The sequence below is a fragment of the Streptomyces sp. ISL-1 genome (assembly GCF_018614585.1).
Classification (GTDB): domain Bacteria; phylum Actinomycetota; class Actinomycetes; order Streptomycetales; family Streptomycetaceae; genus Streptomyces; species Streptomyces maoxianensis.
In genome coordinates this window covers 44,690-63,158 of the sequence record NZ_JAGGOI010000034.1, presented here as the reverse complement: position 1 = coordinate 63,158, position 18,469 = coordinate 44,690, and the positions used below count along the sequence as shown (strand labels likewise).

21 protein-coding genes are annotated in these 18,469 nt (G+C 70.4%); 10 read left to right on the top strand and 11 right to left on the bottom strand.

Annotated features, from left to right (window positions below):
• Window positions 1–3: 3 nt before the first annotated feature.
• On the top strand, window positions 4–744 hold the full coding sequence (locus tag J7E87_RS24600; protein WP_215096695.1) for a PP2C family serine/threonine-protein phosphatase: 741 nt from the start codon (window positions 4–6) through the stop codon (window positions 742–744).
• A 33-nt stretch (window positions 745–777) separates the two neighbouring features.
• Here the strand turns inward: J7E87_RS24600 and J7E87_RS24595 are convergent, their stop codons facing one another.
• Together J7E87_RS24595 and htpX are read right to left on the bottom strand one after the other, a co-directional pair.
• A complete protein-coding gene (locus J7E87_RS24595; RefSeq protein ID WP_215096694.1) occupies window positions 778–1,398 on the bottom strand; it encodes a hypothetical protein in 621 nt (206 codons plus the stop codon).
• A 20-nt stretch (window positions 1,399–1,418) separates the two neighbouring features.
• Window positions 1,419–2,354, bottom strand: coding sequence for a zinc metalloprotease HtpX (gene htpX / locus J7E87_RS24590; protein ID WP_251017950.1), 936 nt, complete (start codon window positions 2,352–2,354; stop codon window positions 1,419–1,421).
• Between the two features lie 217 nt (window positions 2,355–2,571).
• On the opposite strand from htpX, the gene corA reads away from it, so the two are divergent.
• Together corA and J7E87_RS24580 are read left to right on the top strand one after the other, a co-directional pair.
• Complete coding sequence (corA, locus tag J7E87_RS24585) at window positions 2,572–3,654, top strand: magnesium/cobalt transporter CorA (protein WP_215096693.1); 1,083 nt, start codon at window positions 2,572–2,574, stop codon at window positions 3,652–3,654.
• Between the two features lie 140 nt (window positions 3,655–3,794).
• Window positions 3,795–4,166, top strand: a complete 372-nt coding sequence (locus J7E87_RS24580) for a helix-turn-helix transcriptional regulator (RefSeq protein WP_215096692.1) — start codon at window positions 3,795–3,797, stop codon at window positions 4,164–4,166.
• Window positions 4,167–4,206: 40 nt separating this feature from the next.
• Here J7E87_RS24580 and J7E87_RS24575 read toward each other — a convergent pair whose 3' ends face one another.
• Entirely contained in the window at window positions 4,207–4,995 is a 789-nt protein-coding gene (locus J7E87_RS24575; RefSeq protein WP_215096691.1) for an HAD-IIA family hydrolase, read from the bottom strand.
• Window positions 4,996–5,080: 85 nt separating this feature from the next.
• On the opposite strand from J7E87_RS24575, the gene J7E87_RS24570 reads away from it, so the two are divergent.
• Window positions 5,081–6,454, top strand: a complete 1,374-nt coding sequence (locus J7E87_RS24570) for a phosphoribosyltransferase family protein (protein ID WP_215096690.1) — start codon at window positions 5,081–5,083, stop codon at window positions 6,452–6,454.
• A 74-nt stretch (window positions 6,455–6,528) separates the two neighbouring features.
• Here J7E87_RS24570 and J7E87_RS24565 read toward each other — a convergent pair whose 3' ends face one another.
• From J7E87_RS24565 to J7E87_RS24555, 3 genes are all read right to left on the bottom strand, one after another.
• Window positions 6,529–6,711: a hypothetical protein gene (locus J7E87_RS24565; RefSeq protein WP_215096689.1), complete on the bottom strand. Its 183-nt coding sequence runs from the start codon at window positions 6,709–6,711 to the stop codon at window positions 6,529–6,531.
• A 211-nt stretch (window positions 6,712–6,922) separates the two neighbouring features.
• Window positions 6,923–7,462: a PadR family transcriptional regulator gene (locus J7E87_RS24560; protein ID WP_215096688.1), complete on the bottom strand. Its 540-nt coding sequence runs from the start codon at window positions 7,460–7,462 to the stop codon at window positions 6,923–6,925.
• A gap of 24 nt (window positions 7,463–7,486) precedes the next feature.
• Complete coding sequence (locus J7E87_RS24555) at window positions 7,487–9,514, bottom strand: NADPH-dependent 2,4-dienoyl-CoA reductase (RefSeq protein ID WP_215096687.1); 2,028 nt, start codon at window positions 9,512–9,514, stop codon at window positions 7,487–7,489.
• 570 nt (window positions 9,515–10,084) lie between these two features.
• Between J7E87_RS24555 and J7E87_RS24550 the strand changes: the two genes are divergently transcribed.
• The 4 genes from J7E87_RS24550 (at window position 10,085) to J7E87_RS24535 (ending at window position 12,987) form a co-directional block, all read left to right on the top strand.
• Window positions 10,085–10,273 carry a hypothetical protein gene (locus tag J7E87_RS24550; protein WP_215096686.1) on the top strand — a complete coding sequence of 63 codons (189 nt, stop codon included), beginning with the start codon at window positions 10,085–10,087 and terminating at the stop codon, window positions 10,271–10,273.
• 45 nt (window positions 10,274–10,318) lie between these two features.
• Window positions 10,319–11,104, top strand: a complete 786-nt coding sequence (locus tag J7E87_RS24545; protein ID WP_215096685.1) for a DUF4239 domain-containing protein — start codon at window positions 10,319–10,321, stop codon at window positions 11,102–11,104.
• 165 nt (window positions 11,105–11,269) lie between these two features.
• Window positions 11,270–12,352 carry an LLM class flavin-dependent oxidoreductase gene (locus J7E87_RS24540; RefSeq protein WP_215096684.1) on the top strand — a complete coding sequence of 361 codons (1,083 nt, stop codon included), beginning with the start codon at window positions 11,270–11,272 and terminating at the stop codon, window positions 12,350–12,352.
• A 2-nt stretch (window positions 12,353–12,354) separates the two neighbouring features.
• The gene (locus J7E87_RS24535; protein WP_215096839.1) at window positions 12,355–12,987 is read left to right on the top strand and encodes an FMN reductase; all 633 of its coding nucleotides are present in this window, start codon (window positions 12,355–12,357) and stop codon (window positions 12,985–12,987) included.
• 124 nt (window positions 12,988–13,111) lie between these two features.
• Here J7E87_RS24535 and J7E87_RS24530 read toward each other — a convergent pair whose 3' ends face one another.
• From J7E87_RS24530 to J7E87_RS24520, 3 genes are all read right to left on the bottom strand, one after another.
• On the bottom strand, window positions 13,112–13,978 hold the full coding sequence (locus tag J7E87_RS24530) for an ABC transporter permease (RefSeq protein ID WP_215096683.1): 867 nt from the start codon (window positions 13,976–13,978) through the stop codon (window positions 13,112–13,114).
• On the bottom strand, window positions 13,975–14,973 hold the full coding sequence (locus J7E87_RS24525) for an ATP-binding cassette domain-containing protein (protein WP_215096682.1): 999 nt from the start codon (window positions 14,971–14,973) through the stop codon (window positions 13,975–13,977). The genes J7E87_RS24530 and J7E87_RS24525 overlap by 4 nt, the downstream gene beginning before the upstream one ends.
• Before the next feature lie 189 nt (window positions 14,974–15,162).
• Window positions 15,163–15,543, bottom strand: coding sequence for a hypothetical protein (locus J7E87_RS24520; RefSeq protein WP_215096681.1), 381 nt, complete (start codon window positions 15,541–15,543; stop codon window positions 15,163–15,165).
• A 143-nt stretch (window positions 15,544–15,686) separates the two neighbouring features.
• Here J7E87_RS24520 and J7E87_RS24515 point away from each other — a divergent pair, with 143 nt between their 5' ends.
• Window positions 15,687–16,616, top strand: a complete 930-nt coding sequence (locus J7E87_RS24515) for a hypothetical protein (protein WP_308313060.1) — start codon at window positions 15,687–15,689, stop codon at window positions 16,614–16,616.
• Here the strand turns inward: J7E87_RS24515 and J7E87_RS24510 are convergent.
• On the bottom strand, window positions 16,585–17,394 hold the full coding sequence (locus J7E87_RS24510; RefSeq protein ID WP_215096680.1) for an MBL fold metallo-hydrolase: 810 nt from the start codon (window positions 17,392–17,394) through the stop codon (window positions 16,585–16,587). The two genes, J7E87_RS24515 and J7E87_RS24510, sit on opposite strands and share 32 nt — an antisense overlap.
• A gap of 12 nt (window positions 17,395–17,406) precedes the next feature.
• Entirely contained in the window at window positions 17,407–17,625 is a 219-nt protein-coding gene (locus J7E87_RS24505; protein ID WP_215096679.1) for a hypothetical protein, read from the bottom strand.
• Between the two features lie 138 nt (window positions 17,626–17,763).
• On the opposite strand from J7E87_RS24505, the gene J7E87_RS24500 reads away from it, so the two are divergent.
• Window positions 17,764–18,426, top strand: a complete 663-nt coding sequence (locus J7E87_RS24500; protein WP_251017948.1) for a TetR/AcrR family transcriptional regulator C-terminal domain-containing protein — start codon at window positions 17,764–17,766, stop codon at window positions 18,424–18,426.
• The last annotated feature ends 43 nt before the right edge of the window (window positions 18,427–18,469 follow it).

Here is an 18,469-nt window from a genome sequence, read left to right as displayed (position 1 = left end):
CCGGTGCCGTACATAGCAGTGACTGCCTTGAGCCATGTCGGGCTGATCCGCGAGCACAACGAGGACAGCCTCGTCGCCGGACCGTGGACGCTGTGCGGCACGGTGACCGAGAATCCGCAGACGCTGCTGTTCCCCCTCGGCACACCGCTCGTAGTCGCGGTCGCCGACGGACTCGGCGGGCAGCCGGCCGGCGAGGTGGCCAGCGCGCTGGTGGTCCGCCAACTGGCCTCGTTCGGCCCTTCGCTGGACGACGAGGAAGCCGTCAGCGACGCCCTGGACATGTGCAATCACGCGGTGTACTCGGCCGCTCGCGACCATCCCGAGCTGCTCACCATGGGGACCACGGTCGCGGGCACCGTCGTCCTGACGGAGTCGCTGCTGGTCTTCAACGTCGGCGACAGCAAGGTGTTCGACGCGGCTCACGACGGACTCCGTCAGGTGAGCGTGGACGACAGCCCGCCGCTGCGGCCGGGACAGCGCACCACGTCGGCCGTCACACAGACGCTCGGCGGCAGCCACACCTTCAACGCCATCACGCCCCATGTGACGGCCAGGGCGCTGTCCGTGGACGACCGCTACCTGGTGTGCACCGACGGGCTGACCGACCCCGTGCCCGACGAGGAGCTCGACGGCCTGCTGCGGGCGCACGACGACGGCAGGGCCGCCTTCGAGATGTGGAAGGCGGCGATCGCGGCCGGTGGGCCCGACAACATCACGTTCGCGCTGGTACGCCTCGCCGAATAGAGCTCTTACGCGTGATCCCGGCAGGGACTTCGGCTACGGGTCCTTCACGGGGGCGTGGCCCGTCCCGCCCAGCCCAGGCGCTCCCCACACCGGGAACCACCGGGCCAGGTCCGTCTCGATGCGCAGGTCGTCCCCGAGCAGCGACCTCGCCTGGAGTTCCAGGGCGTTGTCACGCTTCTCCGCGTCGTCGGGGAGCGGCGCGAAGGGGTAGAAGGTGCCGCGTTTGTAGAGGTAGACCAGCGCCAGCGCGCGATCCCCGGTGGCCTCGCGGAAGGCGATCAGGGAGCAGAGCAACTGCGGGCCGAAACCGGCTTCCTCGAGGAGAGTGTTGACCGCGTGCAGGTCGTTGACCAGGGAGGCCGTGTCGCTGGCGGGGTGGCGGGCGAGGAGCCAGGTGTAGCCGTACGCGTCCTGGCTGAACTCGACCGGGATGCCGCCGTGGCCGGTGTCCGCATCCAGCAACTCCCGTACGTCTTCCTGCAGTTGGGCGAAGGCCCCGCCCTCGACGCTGGCGAAGCACACCGAGCCGACACCGGTCGGGGTGAATCCGGCGCCCGCCTGGAGGGTGATCGCGGCGGCGGGCAGACCGAAGAGCTGGTCGAGGTCGGGGCGTACCGGCTTGCTGCGGCCGAGGATGGTGTCGAGGAGTCCCACGGATGAACCTCAGTTCGTCGTCACGGGCGGCCGAGCTGCGCCGAGATCCTGCCCAGCTGGTCCAGGCGCTGCTCCAGCGTCGGGTGCGAGGAGAGGAGCCTGCTCAGGCTCTCCTTGGAGGAGAAGGCCGGTGCGAACCAGAAGGCGTTGAACGGCTCGGCCCTGCGCAGGTCACGCGTCGGGATCGCCGCCATCTCGCCGGTCACCTTGGTGAGCGCGGAGGCGAGCGCGGAGGGACGGCCGGTCAGCATCGCGGCGGCGCGGTCGGCGGACAGCTCGCGGTAGCGGGAGAGCAGCCGGGTCAGCAGGAAGCTGACCACGTACACGGCCGCGCTGACCACGGGGATGAGCAGCATGGCGATCGCGGCGTTGGGGTCGCGGCTGCTGTCCGGCCGGCCGAGGCCGCCCCAGAGCGCGATTCGCGTCATCACCCCAGCGAGGACGCCGAGGAACGACGCGATGGTCATCACGGCGACATCGCGATGGGCGACGTGCGACAGCTCGTGCGCGAGGACGCCCTCCAGCTCCTCCGGCTCCAGGCGGCGCAGCAGGCCGGTGGTGGCGCAGACCAGGGCGGTGTTCTCGTTGCGTCCGACGGCGAAGGCGTTCGGCACGTCGCTGTCGGCGATCGCGACACGCGGCTTGGGCATGTCGGCGAGGGCGCAGATACGGTCGACGGCACCGTGCAGCTCGGGCGCCTGCTCCGGGGTGACCTCGTGGGCTCCCATGCTGAAGGCCGTGATGCGGTCGCTGAACCAGAACTGAGCGATGAACAGCACGCCCGCGATCAGCAGGATGAGCGGCCACGAGCCGCGGAGCACGGCCAGCAGCACACCCACGAAGACGACATAGACCAGCCCGATCAGGAACATCGTCGTCACCATGCGGGTGGTGAGTCCCCGATCCGGGGCGTAGCGGGACCGGGGCCCCTTCCCCACCATCGTCCGACCGGCCATGTGATCACCCTCCAGACGGAACCCTGCCGCCCTACTGCTCCCTTCAGTGTGCCCCTTTCGCACCTATTGCTGGGATAAGAGTGTCTGGGCGGCGGCGGGTCTGCCGTGTCCACCCGCGCCGCGGAGCTGCCGGACTTCGGGCAACGGCGGCCCACAACCCCACATCGGGCGGGTGGCACACTGGCGGGCGAATGTCCGAAGGAGCCAGCCCGTGCCGATGATCCGCAATCTCCGCCGCGCCGTGAGCCGCGCCCGCCGCACGACCGTGGACCTGAGTCACCCGGCCCGCTCCCCGCTGGGCAGCACGGTCGTCAACTGCGTGATCTACGAGGACGGCGTACGGCAGCCCGACGCCGGCCCGGTGGACGACGCCCTGCGCCGGGTCCGCAAGTCCGGCCGCGGCTTCGTCTGGATCGGGCTGCACGAGCCCTCCGAGACGGAGTTCGCCGGGGTCGCCGAGCTGTTCGGCCTGCATCCGCTGGCCGTCGAGGACGCGGTGGTCGCCCATCAGCGGCCCAAGGTGGAGCGTTACGACGACACCCTGTTCGCCGTCTTCAAGACCTGCGGCTACGTCGAGCACGAGGAGCTCACCGCCACCAGCGAGGTGGTGGACACCGGCGAGCTCATGGTCTTCACGGGGCCCGATTTCGTGATCACCGTCAGGCACGGCAGGCACGGCTCGCTCGGCCCGCTCCGAGAGGCCCTGGAGGCCAGCCCCGAGCAGCTGGCCAAGGGCCCCGCCGCCGTACTGCACGCCATCGCCGACCAAGTGGTCGACGACTACCTCGCCGTGGCGGACGCCGTACAGAACGACATCGACGCCGTCGAGAGCACCGTCTTCACCGAGCAGGCCGGCCGCGGCGACGCGGGCCGCATCTACCAGCTCAAGCGCGAACTGCTGGAGCTCAAGCGTGCGGTGGCGCCGCTGGACCGGCCCTTGCGGGCCCTCGGCACCCAATCGCTGCCGCCGGTCGGCCCGGACATACAGCCGTACTTCCGCGACATCGCCGACCATCTGGCTCGCGTCACCGAGCAGATCACATCGTTCGACGGCCTGCTCGACTCGATCCTCCAGGCCCATCTCGCGCAGGTGACGGTGGCCCAGAACGAGGACATGCGCAAGATCACCGCATGGGCGGCGATCGTCGCCGTGCCGACCATGGTCTGCGGCGTGTACGGCATGAACTTCGACCACATGCCGGAACTGCGCTGGACCTACGGTTACCCCCTCGTTCTCGGCGTCATGGTCGTCGCCTGCTTCGTCATCCACCGCAGCTTCCGCCGCAACGGCTGGCTCTGACGCTCCCTTCGAACGGCCCTGACGATCCGATCGTGGCGGCGGCAGGTGCGGGTGCGGCTGCCGCGGGTGCACGTCGGCTGACCGGTTTCCCGGCGGCGGCCACCTGGGCCGGCTGGTTCGACATGTGTCAACATAGACGTATGTCGAATGTGAAGGCGTTGCCGCTGCTGGAGCCGGACGTCGACCCGGCTGTCGAGCCGTGCTGCCCGCCGCTGACCGAGCGGCCCCTCACGGCGGAGGAAGCGGTCCGCACCGCCGCCATGTTCAAGGCGCTCGGCGACCCGGTGCGCCTGCGGCTGTTCTCGTCGGTCGCCTCCCACCAGGGCGGCGAGGCCTGCGTCTGCGACATCTCCGACGTCGGCGTCTCGCAGCCGACCGTCTCCCACCATCTGAAGAAGCTCAAGGAGGCGGGCCTGCTCACCTCCGAGCGGCGCGGCACCTGGGTGTACTACCGGGTCGCGCCCTCCGTGCTGGCCGCGATGGCGAGGATGCTGGGGCAGTACGCCCCCTGATCGGCCCCGGCGGCGCTCAACCGGTCGGCGAAAGCGCCGGTCAGCCGCGCTCCAGCAGCGCGGGAAGGTCGGCGAACGAGTCGAGTACATGGTCCGGTGTGCCGTCGGCCGCCCGGTGCGTCTCGGGCAGATACTTGCCCGTCCTGACCAGCACGCCCGTGATTCCGCCGCGCTGCGCAGCCAGCACATCGGATTCGATGTCGTCGCCCACCATCAGCGCCTCGGACGCGGTGGCGCCCAGGTGTGCCAGGGCGGTGGCGAAGAACGCGGCGGCGGGTTTGCCGGTGACCTCCGCCTCGACGCGAGCCGCTCGCTCCAGCCCCAGGAGGAAGGCCCCGGCGTCGAGGTCGAGCCCGTCCGCCGTACGCCAGTAGAGGTTGCGGTGCATGGCGATCAGCGCGGCGCCGCGCTGCAGATGGCGGAAGGCGGCATTGAGGGCCGCGTAACCGAACTCGGCGCCCGCGCCGCCGAGGACGACCACATCCGCAGTGGCGTCCCCACTCCCGTCGAGGAGTGTCACGCCCTCGAGATCCTCACGGACGTCGCCGCTGCTGAGCAGCAGACACCGGGCACCCGGGTAGTGCTCTCGCAGATACGCGGCGGTGACGACGGGCGCGGTGAGGATGTCCTCGACGCCGACGGGAAAGCCCTCCTCGGCCAGCTTCGCCGCGATCGACGCGCGGGTCCGTGAGGTGGTGTTGGTGACGAGCGCCAGCGGAAGGCCGGCGGCGCGCAGCCGTTCCATGGCCTCGACGGTGCCGGGCAGCGGCTTCCAGGACACCGTGAGCACGCCGTCGATGTCGATCAGGACCGCTCCGATTCGTTCCATGCGACCGACCGTATCGCCGGCCCGCCTCCCGCTTGCGAAACAGTCACAGATGGGGTTATTACGAAGGGGATGGGAGTGAACCGCTGTGCTGTTCTCGGATCGCGTGGATGCTGGACGCCGACTTGCCGAAGCGCTGCGGCACGTACGGGGGGAGAGTCCCGTCGTCCTGGGCCTGCCGCGCGGCGGAGTGCCGGTGGCCTTCGAGGTCGCGCGGGCACTTCGCGCACCACTCGATGTGATCGTGGTCCGCAAGCTCGGGGTCCCCTACCACCGCGAGCTGGGGTACGGCGCGATCGGCGAGGGCGGGGTACGGGTCATCAGCGACGACATCGTCCGCCGCAGCGGGGTCGGCCGGGACGAACTCGAAACGGTCGAGCGCGCCGAGGAGACGGAGCTCGCGCGGCAGGCGAAGCGGTTCCGCGCGGACCGGCCGCGGACGCCCATCGGCGGCCGGACAGTGATCGTCGTGGACGACGGGATCGCGACCGGCGCGACGGCGGCGGCGGCGTGCGAGGTGGTACGGGCGCAGGGCGCGGCCCGCGTGGTGCTTGCCGTGCCGGTGGCGCCTCCGGACGGGGTCGCCTGGCTGCGTACCAAGGCTGACGAAGTGGTGTGCCTGTCCACGCCGAGGGCGTTCCGGGCAGTCGGCGAGTGGTACCAGGACTTCTCCCAGACCTCCGACGAGGAGGTCGTCGCCCTGCTCGCGCAGGCGGCCGCGTGGGCGGACGAGGACCGGGCCACGGATGGGACCGGGGATCAGCCCGGGGCGACCGGGGCGACCGGGGGCGAGACCGCGGTCGAGGTGGACGCCGGCGGGGTCCGGCTGGCCGGGGACCTCACGCTGCCCCGGGGCACCGAGGAGATCGTGATGTTCGCCCACGGCTCCGGCAGCAGCCGGCACAGCCCGCGCAACCGGCTGGTGGCGGCCGCCCTGAACCAGGCGGGCCTGGGCACCTTGCTCTTCGACCTGCTCACCCCGGCCGAGGAAGCCGACCGGGCGAACGTCTTCGACATCGAAACCCTGGCCGGGCGGCTGGCGGACGCCACCCGCTGGCTGCGAGAGCGGGAGTCGGCCCAGATCGGCTACTTCGGGGCGAGCACCGGAGCCGCGGCCGCGCTGCAGGCCGCCGCGTCATTCGGCGCCGCCGCTGCCACCGGTGCCGGCGGCGACACAGACATGGACATCGCCGCCGTGGTCTCCCGCGGCGGCCGTCCCGACCTCGCCGGCCCCCACCTCGCCGACGTACGGGCGCCCACGCTGCTCATCGTGGGCAGCCGCGACACGATGGTGCTCGACCTCAACCGCAAGGCCCAGGCTCGGCTGCGCTGCGAGAACCGGCTCGAGGTCGTCCCGGGCGCCACGCATCTCTTCGAGGAACCGGGCGCCCTGGAGCAGGTCGCGATCCTGGCCCGGGACTGGTTCACCAGCCACTTGGCGGCGAGCCGCTCCATGCGGTGAGGTGCCTGGGGCAGCGGCCGTCACCTCACGCAGGGGCGATGCTGTCACCTCACGCCAGGGCAGCGGCCGTCACCTCACGCCAGGCCGATGAACAGACCCAGCGTCAGCACGGCGAGGCCGCATCCGTACAGCGCCAGCCTTACGGAGTGGGCTTCCGCGGACGGGTCGGTGCTGCCCGCACGGCAGAGGCCGAAGACAGACATCAGGAGCAGGGCGAGCGCGGCCGCGCTGAACGCGGCGATCAAGGAATCCGTCACGCCGCGACAATCTCACGGGCCGTCAGGTGTCGCATGTCGGCCTACTCCGTCCCGGCGGGGACAGAGTCACGCCCTCCGCCCCGCCCGGAAGCGCGGACGGCCTGCTGCGTCCCGGCGGGGACGGAGTCATCTCGTCCGCCAGGCCCGGGAGCGCGGCATGCCCAGGGCTTTCCATGGCCTTTCCAGGGCCTTTCGATGAACTCTCGATCCGTCAGGTCCCGGGCCTCAGGCCGGTCAGCGCATCCGTCAGCCACTTCGTCCAGAACGTCTCCAGCTCGATCCCGCCCCGCAGCACCAGATGCCGGAGCCTGTCCTGCTCCGTCGACTGCCGCTCCGGCGGGAAGTCGCGCGCCTCGATCGCCTCGTACTGCGCCAACTGCCGCTGGTGGAGCGCCAGATGACGTTCGAGCTCCACCTCCAGGCCCGCGCTGCCGACCACCCCCGCCGCGCGCAGCCGCAGCAGCAGCGGGTCGCGGACCGGCTTCGGGTCCTCGGAGCGCGCGACCCACGCGGTCAGTTCCTCGCGGCCCGCGGGCAGGACTTCGTACTCCTTCTTCTGCCCGCGGGTCGGCTGCGCGGAGGGCAGGGCGCGGATCTGGCCCGCCCGCTCCAGTTTCCCCAGCTCGCGGTAGATCTGCTGATGCGTGGCCGACCAGAAGTAGCCGATCGACTTGTCGAAACGACGCGTCAGCTCCAGCCCGGACGAGGGTTTTTCGAGCAGGGCGGTGAGGATCGCGTGCGGGAGGGACATGGCCAGCATCCTAGGCAGGAGGCATCAGAGCGTCGCCGCGAGGCGCGTGCCCTGGTCGATCGCCCGCTTCGCGTCCAGTTCCGCCGCCACATCCGCCCCGCCGATCAGATGCACCGGCAGGCCCGCGGCGCTCAGCTCGTCGTACAGCCCGCGCTGCGGCTCCTGCCCGGTGCACAGCACGACCGTGTCGACGGGCAGGACCCTGCTCGCCCCGTCGACACTCAGATGCAGGCCCTCGTCGTCGATCCGCTCGTACGTCGCCCCGGCCGTCATCGTCACCCCGCGGTGCTTGAGCTCCGTACGGTGGATCCACCCCGTCGTCTTGCCCAGGCCCGCGCCGACCTTGCTCGTCCTGCGCTGGAGAAGGTGGACGGTACGCGGCGGCTTCGGGCGCTCGGGGGCGGTCAGGCCGCCGGGGGCGCTGTAGTCCATGTCGACGCCCCACTGCCGGAAGTATGTCGCCGCGTCCAGGCTCGCGCCCTCGCCGCCGTCCGTCAGGAACTCCGCGACGTCGAAGCCGATGCCGCCCGCGCCGATCACCGCGACCCGCTCGCCGACCGGCGCCCCGTCGCGCAGGACATCGAGGTAGCTGACGACGCTCGGGTGGTCGACGCCCGGGATCTCGGGGGTCCTGGGCGTGACCCCGGTGGCGACGACGATCTCGTCGTACGTGGCAGATGAGAGGTCTTCGGCGGTGACGCGGGCGCCGAGACGCACCTGGACACCGTGCAGTTCGAGCTGCGTACGGAAGTAGCGCAGCGTCTCGTTGAACTCCTCCTTGCCCGGGATCCGCTTGGCGACGTTCAGCTGCCCGCCGATCTCGTCCGCCGCGTCGAAGAGCGTGACCTCGTGGCCGCGCTCGGCGGCCGAGACCGCGCAGGCGAGCCCCGCCGGACCCGCTCCGATCACCGCGACGTGCTTGCGCCGCCGGGTCGGCGAGAGGACCAGCTCGGTCTCGTGGCAGGCCCGCGGGTTGACCAGGCAGGAGGTGATCTTCCCGCTGAAGGTGTGGTCCAGGCAGGCCTGGTTGCAGCCGATGCAGGTGTTGATGGTCTCCGCGCGGTCCGCCTTCGCCTTGGCGACGAAGTCGGGGTCGGCGAGGAAGGGGCGGGCCAGCGACACCATGTCCGCGCGCCCCTCGGCGAGCAACTGCTCAGCGATCTCGGGGGTGTTGATGCGGTTGCTGGTCACCAGGGGCACGGAAACGGAGCCCATCAGCTTCTTCGTCACCCAGGTGTACGCGGCGCGCGGCACCGACGTCGCGATGGTGGGAATACGGGCCTCGTGCCAGCCGATCCCGGTGTTGATGATCGTCGCGCCGGCCGCCTCGATCTCCTTGGCGAGCGTGATCACCTCCTCCAGCGAGGAGCCGCCGGGCATCAGGTCCAGCATGGACAGCCGGTAGATCAGGATGAAGTCCGGGCCGAGCCGCTCGCGAGTGCGGCGGACGATCTCCAGCGGGAGCCGGATCCGGTTCTCGTACGAGCCGCCCCAGCGGTCGGTGCGGTGGTTGGTGGCGCTCGCGATGAACTCGTTGATGAAGTAGCCCTCGGAGCCCATGATCTCGACGCCGTCGTACCCGGCGGACTTCGCCAGCTGCGCGGCCCGTACGAAGTCGTCGATGGTCTCCTCGACCTCGGCGTCGGTCAGGGCGTGCGGTACGAACGGGCTGATGGGGGCCTGGATGGCGCTCGGCGCGACGAGGTCCGCGTGGTACGCGTACCGGCCGAAGTGCAGGATCTGCATCGCGATCCTGCCGCCCTCGGCGTGCACGGCGGCGGTGACGGTCCGGTGGCCTTCCGCCTCGGCCTCGGTGGTGAGCTTGGCGCCGCCCTCGTACGGCCGGCCACGGTCGTTGGGGGCGATGCCGCCCGTGACGATCAGGCCGACGCCGCCGCGGGCGCGCGCGGCGTAGAAGGCGGCCATCCGCTCGAAGCCGCGCTCAGCCTCTTCGAGGCCGACGTGCATGGAGCCCATGAGGACCCGGTTGGGCAGGGTGGTGAACCCGAGGTCGAGCGGGCTCAGCAGATGCGGGTACGGGGTCGGGCTCATCGGGGCGCCTCCTCGGGCAGGGGTCGACGGTCCAGTTGTAGCCGCCCCGAAGCGATTATGCAACAAGGTGCAAAACAGTTCTCCAGTCTCTGCCGTCGCCTGTCCGACAAGTGTGCTGATCAGTCGTACGGGTGATATCGGCCCTCCGCCCAGGTCATGTGCCCATAGCGTGGCCATGTGGCGGGATGGGAGCAGTTGAGCGCACTTGGGGTCGCGGCGATTCTCGGCTCACAGGGGGTCGGGGCATCGGTGTCCGTGACGGTGTCCGCGTCGGTGTCGGTGTCGGTCCATTTCGAGGACTGCAGGCCGGCTCCGGCCCCGCCGCCAACGCCAACGCCGACACCACCACCGCCGCCCGCACAGCCCGAGCCGCCGGCTCCCACGCCGCCCGGCACTCCGACGCCGCCTCCCCCCACGCCGCCGCCTCCTTCCGCGCCTCCCACACCGGCCGCGCCGACGGCGCCGGCCGCACCACCTGCCGAACGGACCCAGCCGCCGCCCCCGCAGGCCGCCCCGGAGCCCCCTGCGGACAAGGCCCCCGAGCCGGCTCCCGAGACGCCCCCCGCACCCGTGGCCGATCCGGGGCCCGAGCGGCGGCACGTCGTCGCCGTACGCAACTACCGCCGCGCGACCGGGAAGCCGAAGGACGAGGGGACTCCCCTCGTGGTCCTGATGCTGGTCACCACCACCCCGGCCGTGCTCGCCGCGGCGCTGCTGCGACCCCGCTCGCGGTCCGCCGCCGGGCGCGGCCGCGCCTGATCCACACCCTCGCCGCTCTCCCCGCACCCCATTCGGAGAACCCTCATGTCGGAATGGCTGGTCCTGGCCGTCGCGATGGCCGCCGCCTGTGCCGTCGTCCTCGTCATCACCCTGTTCAGGCAGTACCGGCTGAGCAGGGCCGGGGCGAAGGAGGAAGACGACGCTCCCGAGACCCCCGACGTCCTCGAGTACATGACGATGATGGTCGGCGTCGTGTACGCGATCGTGCTCGGCCTGGCCATCGCCGGCGTCTGGGAGGCGCGCAGCGCCGCGCAGGACGATGTACGCCGCGAGGCGCAGGCGCTGCACGAGGTCACCCAGCGAGCCGCGGTCTACCCCGCCGGCTTCCAGGAGCAGCTCCGCACTGACATCGACCGTTACGTCTCCCACGTCGTCCACCAGGAGTGGCCGAGGATGATCGACCGCAACGAGCTCTCCGGGCGGGGAGCGGAACTGCTCGGCGACCTGCGCGCGCACATCGCACACCGGACACCGGCGGGCGAGCTTCAGACGCAGGCGTACCAGCCCATGCTCGACCAGGTCGCCGTCGCCGACGACGCGCGCAACGCGCGGGCGCAGAACGCCGGGGAGACGCTGCCGGGGGTCGTGTGGTTCGGCCTGATCACCGGGGCACTGGTGACGGTCGGCCTGATCTTCACGCTGCAGATCGGCCGCACCCCCAGGGAGCTGTTGCTGGCCGGTCTCTTCAGCGCCCTGATCGCGTTTCTGCTCTTCCTGGTCTGGGACTTCGACGCACCCTTCGGGCGGTCGGGCACGGAGTCGGCGGACGCCTTCCGCCAGCTGTTCGCGAACGCCGCGGGAATGGGCTAGCGGGACCCAGCCGGCTGCCTCCAGCCGGTCCGTACATGCGTCACGGGCCCTCGTCCCGCACAAGGGGACGAGGACCCGGAATAGGGCGGCCGGGGTCTCGGTTGTAGAGTTTGGTTCAAGATTCAACCAAACAGGATTTCGATCCCTCCCCGAAAGGTGGCCTCCATGCAGTTCGGCATCTTCACGGTCGGCGATGTGACAACCGATCCGACGACGGGCCGTACGCCGACCGAGCACGAGCGCATCAAGGCGACAGTCGCCATCGCTCTCAAGGCCGAGGAGGTCGGACTCGATGTCTTCGCGACCGGCGAGCACCACAACCCGCCCTTCGTCCCCTCGTCGCCGACGACGCTCCTCGGGCACATCGCGGCGCGCACCGAGAACCTGATCCTGTCCACCTCGACCACGCTGATCACCACCAACGACCCGGTGAAGATCGCCGAGGACTACGCCGTCCTGCAGCACCTTGCCGAGGGCCGCGTCGACCTGATGATGGGCCGCGGCAACACCGGGCCGGTCTACCCCTGGTTCGGCAAGGACATCCGCCACGGCATACCGCTCGCCATCGAGAACTACGCCCTGCTGCACAAGCTGTGGCGCGAGGACGTAGTGGACTGGGAGGGCAAGTTCCGCACCCCGCTGCAGAGCTTCACCGCCACGCCGCGGCCGCTGGACGGCGTACCGCCGTTCGTCTGGCACGGCTCCATCCGCTCCACCGAGATCGCCGAACAGGCCGCGTACTACGGCGACGGCTTCTTCCACAACAACATCTTCTGGCCCATGTCACACACCAGGAAGATGGTCGAGCTCTACCGCGAGCGCTACGCCCACTACGGCCACGGCACGCCCGAGCAGGCCATCGTCGGCCTCGGCGGGCAGGTGTTCATGCGCAAGAACTCGCAGGACGCGATCGCGGAGTTCCGGCCCTACTTCGACAACGCGCCCGTCTACGGACACGGCCCCTCCCTGGAGGACTTCACCGAGCAGACCCCGCTGACGGTCGGGTCCCCGCAGGAAGTCATCGAGCGCACCCTCGGCTTCCGCGAGGCCGTCGGCGACTACCAGCGCCAGCTCTTCCTGATGGACCACGCGGGACTGCCCCTGCAGACCGTGCTGGAGCAGCTCGACATCCTCGGTGAGGAGGTCGTGCCCGTCCTGCGCAAGGAGTTCGCCCGCCTGCGGCCCGCCGGTGTGCCGGAGACCGCGCCGCTGCACCCCGCCGTCACCGCACGTACGAAGGAGGCATGACCATGCGGACGCTGAAGCTGGTGGCCGTATCGGCCGGACTGAGCGTGCCCTCGTCGACCCGGCTGCTGGCCGACCGGCTGGCCCAGTCCGTACGCAGCCGGCTCGTCGAGCGGGCCGACGAGCGGGCCACCGACACGGACGTGCAGGTACGGGTCGTCGAACTGCGCGAGCTCGCTGTGCAGATCGCCAACCACCTGGTGACCGGCTTTCCGGCGCCGGCACTCGGCGAGGCGATCGAGGCGGTGACGGAGGCGGACGGCCTGATCGCGGTCACGCCGGTCTTCACGGCCTCGTACAGCGGGCTGTTCAAGTCCTTCTTCGACCTGATCGAGCCCGACGCGCTCGCCGGGAAGCCGGTGCTGATCGCGGCGACCGGCGGCACGGCCCGGCACTCGCTGGTGCTGGAGCACGCGCTGCGTCCGCTTTTCGCGTATCTGCGGGCGCTGGTCGTGCCGACGGCGGTGTACGCGGCGTCGGAGGACTGGGGCGGTACCGGTGACGCGCTCACCGACACGCTGCCGGTCCGGATCGAGCGCGCGGGCGGTGAGCTCGCGGGACTGATGACCGGCGGGGGCGTCGGCGCGGGCCGGGCCGTCGAGGCCGACGGCTTGGTGCCCGCAGCCCGTATCGCCTAGGGCACCGGTCGTACACGGGCCCGGCGCCGGGCCTCCTTCGAGGCGAAGACCGAGGCAGCCGGTCAGGAGCGCCTCCGGACCAGCCGGGGGCGCCCTGACCGCTCAGCCTCGCGCACCGCACCGCTCACTTGCGGTTGTAGAGCCGCATCGTCACCGAGCCGAAGACCAGTACCAGCAGTCCGGCCCACCCCAGCGACCAGGCGATGTCGGCGGTCGGCCAGTTGCCCACCATCAACTCCCTCACCGCCGTGGCCACATGGGTCACCGGGCTGTTGTTGACAAAGGCCTGCAGCCAGCCCGGCATGGTCTTCGGGTCGACGAAGACATTGCTCAGGAAGGTCAGCGGGAAGATCACCATCATGCTGACGCCCATCACCGACTTCTCGGTGCGCAGCAGCAGGCCGAACATCGTCCAGATCCAGGAGAAGGCGAACGAGAAGACCATCAGCAGCGCGATTCCGAGGACCACGCCCAGCGGCCCGCCGTGCGGGCGGTAGCCGATGATCATGCCGACGCCCAGCATCACCACGGAGGCGATGAAGTAGCGGACCACATCGCCGAGCAGATACCCGACCATCGGCGCCGGCCGCCAGATCGGCAGCGTACGGAACCGGTCGAAGACGCCCTTGGTGATGTCGGTGTTGACCGCGACGCCCGTGTACATCGTGATCATCACGACGCTCATGGTGAGGATGCCGGGGAGCAGGAACTGGATGTACGCCGAGACCGAGCCGGCCAGCGCCCCTCCGAAGAGGTACGTGTACATCAGAACCATCATGATCGGGAACGCCGTCACGTCGAAGAGCTGCTCCGGCACATGCTTGATCTTGAGCATGGCGCGCCAGCCGAAGGTGAAGGACGCGGAGAGCGCGCTGGGCCGCGGCGGGCGGTCCTTGCTCACCAGCAGCGCCGCGAGATCCTCCGCCCTGGGCGCTTCGAGGACGAGATCGGCCATGTCCTTGGTGGACTTGGTGGTGGTCGCGGTGCTCATACCGCCGTCCCTTTCTTGTCGTTCTTGTCGTTCTTGTCGTTCTTGTCGGTCAGTGCCAGAAAGACCTCGTCCAGGCTGGGCTGGCCCAGCGCGAAGTTGTCCACCGTGATTCCGGAGCGGGCCAGCTCGGCCAGCGCCCGCGCGGCCTGCTCGGCCGCGCCCTGCTCGGTGCCATGGCCGTTGACCCGGGCGGTGAGCGCGACCGGATCGGGGTCCAGCAGCACATCGGCGCCGAGCGCCGCAGCGAGCACCCGCTCGGCCTCCGGCCGCCGGCCCGGATCACGCAGCCGCAGATGTACGGCGCCGGACCCGACCGAGGCCTTCAGCTCACCCTTGGTGCCCTCCGCGATCACCTTGCCGTGGTCGATCACGGCGATACGGGACGCGAGCTGGTCCGCCTCGTCCAGATACTGCGTGGTCAGCAGCACCGTCGTGCCCTGCGCGACGACCGCCCGCACGATGTCCCAGACCTGATTGCGGCTGCGCGGGTCGAGGCCGGTGGTCGGCTCGTCCAGGAAGAGCAGATCCGGGGTGTTCAGGATGGACGCGGCGATGTCGATGCGGCGCCGCATGCCGCCCGAGTAGTTCTTCACCTGCTTCTCGGCCGCCTCCGAGAGCCCGAAGGCGTCGAGCAGCTGCGCGGCACGCTCCCGCGCGGCCGGCTTGGAGTGGCCGAGCAGCCTGCCGAGCAGCACCAGGTTCTCGGCGCCGGTGAGATCCTCGTCCACCGAGGCGTACTGACCGGTGAGGCTGACCCTGCTGCGGACGGCGTCGGCATCCTTCCGCACGTCCTTGCCGAAGACCCGGGCCTGGCCGCCGTCCGGCCGCAGCAGCGTGGCGAGCATCCGTACCGTGGTCGTCTTTCCGGCGCCGTTCGGGCCGAGGAGGCCGTAGACCATGCCCGCGGGCACGCTGAGGTCGACGCCGTCGACGGCCCGGTTCTCACCGAAGACTTTCACCAGGCCCGTGGTCTCGATTGCCAGATCTGTACTCATCGTCAGTTCCTTCTGATCCTTCTGGGAGCCCTGCTGGACGGTCCAGGGATTGACTCGGGCGGTCGGGTGAAGTCATCGGTGGAGCGCAGGGTCCCCCAAGTTTCCAGGACCAGGGGTGCGGGGCGCGAGACCGCGACGCGCGGCCGCCGGATCGGATCTGGCGGCCGCGCGCTGAGGAGTCCGGCAGCACTACTCCCTGGTGTGGAAGACGTAGAACGCGGAGACGAACATCGCCCCGCCGAGGATCAATCCCATGCCGCACGACTTGAGCACGCTCTCCCCGGTCTGGCTGTACAGATAGCCCATGGCCCCGCCGAACAGCGTTGCGTACGCGGCGGCCCGCAGCTCGTGCGACAGTGACTGCTGGATCCGGCCCAGCGCGAAGGCGAGAGCCGCGACGATGACGCCGCAGACGACGCCGAAGAGGACATCGCCCCAGTTGACGTCGCGGCCGGTGCGGCGGAGGAACCCCGCGTAGAAGCCGTAGGCCACGCCCAGGGTGAGGGGCACTGCCCAGGCGCGAGAAGCGCGGGAACCGTGGTGCCCTACCGGCACCGCTGCGTGTGCCATGGCCGAGAACTCCTTCCCTCGTCCCCCTTTTCAGGGCACACCCGCACCGACCGCCTGGCAAGTCGGAACACGGCTCTTCCAGAGCACGCCCGGTCGGCGGAGCAGCGCTCGCGCCCGGCCCGCGGGCCACGTTCCCTTGAGGAGTGCGGAGCTTCCTCTCAGCGGTGTCGGCGGTACTGATCGTCCTCGTGGCCGTTCTGACGCCGCTGAGCGCGCTCGCGGTCTGGGCCGACCGGGAGATCGGCGACACGGACGGCTACGTCGCCGCGATGGCGCCCCTCGCGTCGGACCCCGCGGTGCGCAACACGGTCGCCGTACGGATCACCGACGAGGTCATGCAGAAGATCGACGTCGGTCCCTTCCAGGAGGGCGTACGGAATCTGCTGTACGAGGCCGTGATCTCCTTCTCCGGCACCGACTCCTACAAGAACGCGTGGAACACGGTCAACAGGGCCGCCCACACCGCCGTCGAGCAGGCGCTGACCAGCGACACCGGGAATTCGGTCAACATGGATCTGGCACCAGTGATCGAGGAGGTGAAACAGCAGCTCAGCGCGGAGGGGCTGCCGTTCGCGGACCAGATCCCGGTCGAGCGGACCCGGATCACGATCCTGGAATCCGACAAGCTCGGCGTCGCACGCGAGATTTTCGACGGCCTGCGGATCGCGGGGGTGTGGCTGCCGGTCACGACCCTGCTGGTGGCGGCGGCCGCGGTGCTCCTGGCCGTCCGAAGGGGCCGCCCCCGCCGTGCCCTCATCGCCCGCGCCCTGATCGGACTCGGCATCGCGCTCGCAGTGGGCGGTGTGCTGCTGCGCATCGCGGTCACACTCGGCCGCGGCCTCGCCCTCGACGACCTCCCCCCGGACCTGGACCGCGCGGCGGCGGGCGCGGTGTACGACGCCCTGACGGCGACGCTGCGCACAACGGCCTGGTGGGTCCTGGGGGCGGGCCTTGTCCTGGCGGCCGGCGCGTGGCCGGCGGGGCGGCCGGGCGGGGCGCGGGAGCGGCCGGAACCGGCGAGCCCCCCACCCCGCCACGAGGTCACCGCAGAGGACCGACCCTTTCCTCGCTGAACTGCGCGAACTCATGCGCGTCGTGGGACGAGAAGATCCGGATCAGCCTCGGGTCCGCCCGGCGCAGCTCCCGCAGCCGTTCCACCTGCGTCATCCGCTGGCCGTGGTTGTCCGCCGTGAGGCGCTGGTGGAGCGCCAGCGGGCGGGGGCAGCGGGGGCGGCGCAGGTCCATTTCGCCGTGGAAGAAGTACGCGTCGCCCGCGTGCAGCAGCCAGCGGTCCGGCTGTTGGACAGCCACCCCGCAGTGACCGCGGGTGTGGCCCGGCAGGGGGACCAGCAGAATGTCGGGGAAACGCAGGACCCGGGCCGCGGCGAAGCCGTGCCAGTTGGAGTCCGCCGTGTCGTGGACGATCCAGCGCGGGCCGTGAGCCCACTGCGCGGTGACATAGCGGCCGGCGTCGAGGCGGGTGTCGCGGCGCATCGCCGCGCGGTACTCGTCCGCCATCACATGGACCCGCGCGTCCGGGAAGTCGGCCAGACCGCCCGCGTGGTCCAGGTCGAGGTGGGTCAGCACGATGTCCTGGACGTCGTAGGGGTCATAACCGAGCGCCCGGATCTGATAAGCCGCCGTACGGGCCAGATCCAGCGTCGGCCGCATGGTCCGCCGGAAGAACGCCCCGAGCCGCCGCGGGTCCCGGACGTCCGCGGCGCCCAGGCCCGTGTCGACGAGGACCAGTCCGCTGCCGGTGACAACCAGCAGGCAGTGGGCGACCAGCGGGGCGCCGCCGACCGGGTGCATCGGGGCGCAGTCGAGGTGGTGGATTGTGGGCACAGTCATGCGTGCTCCGGCTTACGCGGGGTGGGTGGGGAAGGGGAGGGACGGGACCGGACCCGGTTGGGCGAGGATCGTCGCGGTGTTGAAGCGCGAGTGCGTGCGCGGCAGGCCGGACTCGGCTGACGCCACGTCATCCACCTGCCGCGGCAAGCCCGGTTCCCTGCCGTCGAAGTCGTGCCGGTTCTCGCTCTCCAGGTGCTGGGGGAATGGAACTTCGCGCTTTTCCTTCGTCATCTGCCGGGCCCTCCAGGCCAGTTGATGCGAGTTGCTCACACGTTTCACTTACGGTGTAAGCGAGACAGAGGGAAGCACTTACGCTGTAAGCCGTCAAGGAGTACGACGAGAAGAGTCCGGCGAAAACTGGAGCCGTCCATGTCCGACACCCGCACCCCGCTGTCCCGCGAGCGGATCGTCGGTGCCGCCCTCCGGGTCATCGACGAGGAGGGCGTGGACGCCCTCTCCATGCGCCGCCTCGCCGCCGCCCTCGGCGTCCAGGCGATGTCGCTGTACAACCATGTGGACGGCAAGGCGGACGTCCTCGACGGGGTCACGGAGTTCATCACCAAGGACATGCAGCTGCCCAGGCACACCGAGGGCGGCTGGGAGGACGGCATCCGCTCGGTCGCGCACGGATTCAGGCGGGCTTCGCTGCGTCACCCGCGGGCCTGCGAACTGGTCCTCACCCGCCAGCTCTCCTCCCCCCACGCGCTCCCGACGATCAACTGCTCCCTCACCGTCCTGCTCGACCATGGCTTCGACGAGGCCGCCGCCGTCCACGCCCTGCGGCTGCTCATCTCCTTCCAGGTCGGTTCCCTGCTACGGGAGTTCCACTCCCCCGCCTTCAAGGGGGAGGAGGAGTCGGCGGTGCAAGAGCGCAGAGCGCGTCTGGAGGGTTCGGGGTTCGGGGCGGTGGCCAAGCTGGCGCCCAGGCTGGCGGTGATCGACCACGAGGCGGAGTTCACCTTCGGACTCGAGCTGCTGATCGGCGCGCTCCGTGCGTACGCTCCGCAGACGCAACAAACTCACCGGGACTGACGTCCTCATCCCCTACAGACTTCTTACGAACATCCACCGACAT

Bases quoted from the DNA above. Each gene is read 5' to 3' on its own strand.
- htpX (WP_251017950.1), bottom strand. From the start codon at position 2,354: ATGGCCGGTCGGACGATGGTGGGGAAGGGGCCCCGGTCCCGCTACGCC.
- corA (WP_215096693.1), top strand. From the start codon at position 2,572: ATGATCCGCAATCTCCGCCGCGCCGTGAGCCGCGCCCGCCGCACGACC.
- J7E87_RS24580 (WP_215096692.1), top strand. From the start codon at position 3,795: ATGTCGAATGTGAAGGCGTTGCCGCTGCTGGAGCCGGACGTCGACCCG.
- J7E87_RS24575 (WP_215096691.1), bottom strand. From the start codon at position 4,995: ATGGAACGAATCGGAGCGGTCCTGATCGACATCGACGGCGTGCTCACG.
- J7E87_RS24560 (WP_215096688.1), bottom strand. From the start codon at position 7,462: ATGTCCCTCCCGCACGCGATCCTCACCGCCCTGCTCGAAAAACCCTCG.
- J7E87_RS24555 (WP_215096687.1), bottom strand. From the start codon at position 9,514: ATGAGCCCGACCCCGTACCCGCATCTGCTGAGCCCGCTCGACCTCGGG.
- J7E87_RS24545 (WP_215096685.1), top strand. From the start codon at position 10,319: ATGTCGGAATGGCTGGTCCTGGCCGTCGCGATGGCCGCCGCCTGTGCC.
- J7E87_RS24540 (WP_215096684.1), top strand. From the start codon at position 11,270: ATGCAGTTCGGCATCTTCACGGTCGGCGATGTGACAACCGATCCGACG.
- J7E87_RS24535 (WP_215096839.1), top strand. From the start codon at position 12,355: ATGCGGACGCTGAAGCTGGTGGCCGTATCGGCCGGACTGAGCGTGCCC.
- J7E87_RS24530 (WP_215096683.1), bottom strand. From the start codon at position 13,978: ATGAGCACCGCGACCACCACCAAGTCCACCAAGGACATGGCCGATCTC.
- J7E87_RS24525 (WP_215096682.1), bottom strand. From the start codon at position 14,973: ATGAGTACAGATCTGGCAATCGAGACCACGGGCCTGGTGAAAGTCTTC.
- J7E87_RS24520 (WP_215096681.1), bottom strand. From the start codon at position 15,543: ATGGCACACGCAGCGGTGCCGGTAGGGCACCACGGTTCCCGCGCTTCT.
- J7E87_RS24510 (WP_215096680.1), bottom strand. From the start codon at position 17,394: ATGACTGTGCCCACAATCCACCACCTCGACTGCGCCCCGATGCACCCG.
- J7E87_RS24505 (WP_215096679.1), bottom strand. From the start codon at position 17,625: ATGACGAAGGAAAAGCGCGAAGTTCCATTCCCCCAGCACCTGGAGAGC.
- J7E87_RS24500 (WP_251017948.1), top strand. From the start codon at position 17,764: ATGTCCGACACCCGCACCCCGCTGTCCCGCGAGCGGATCGTCGGTGCC.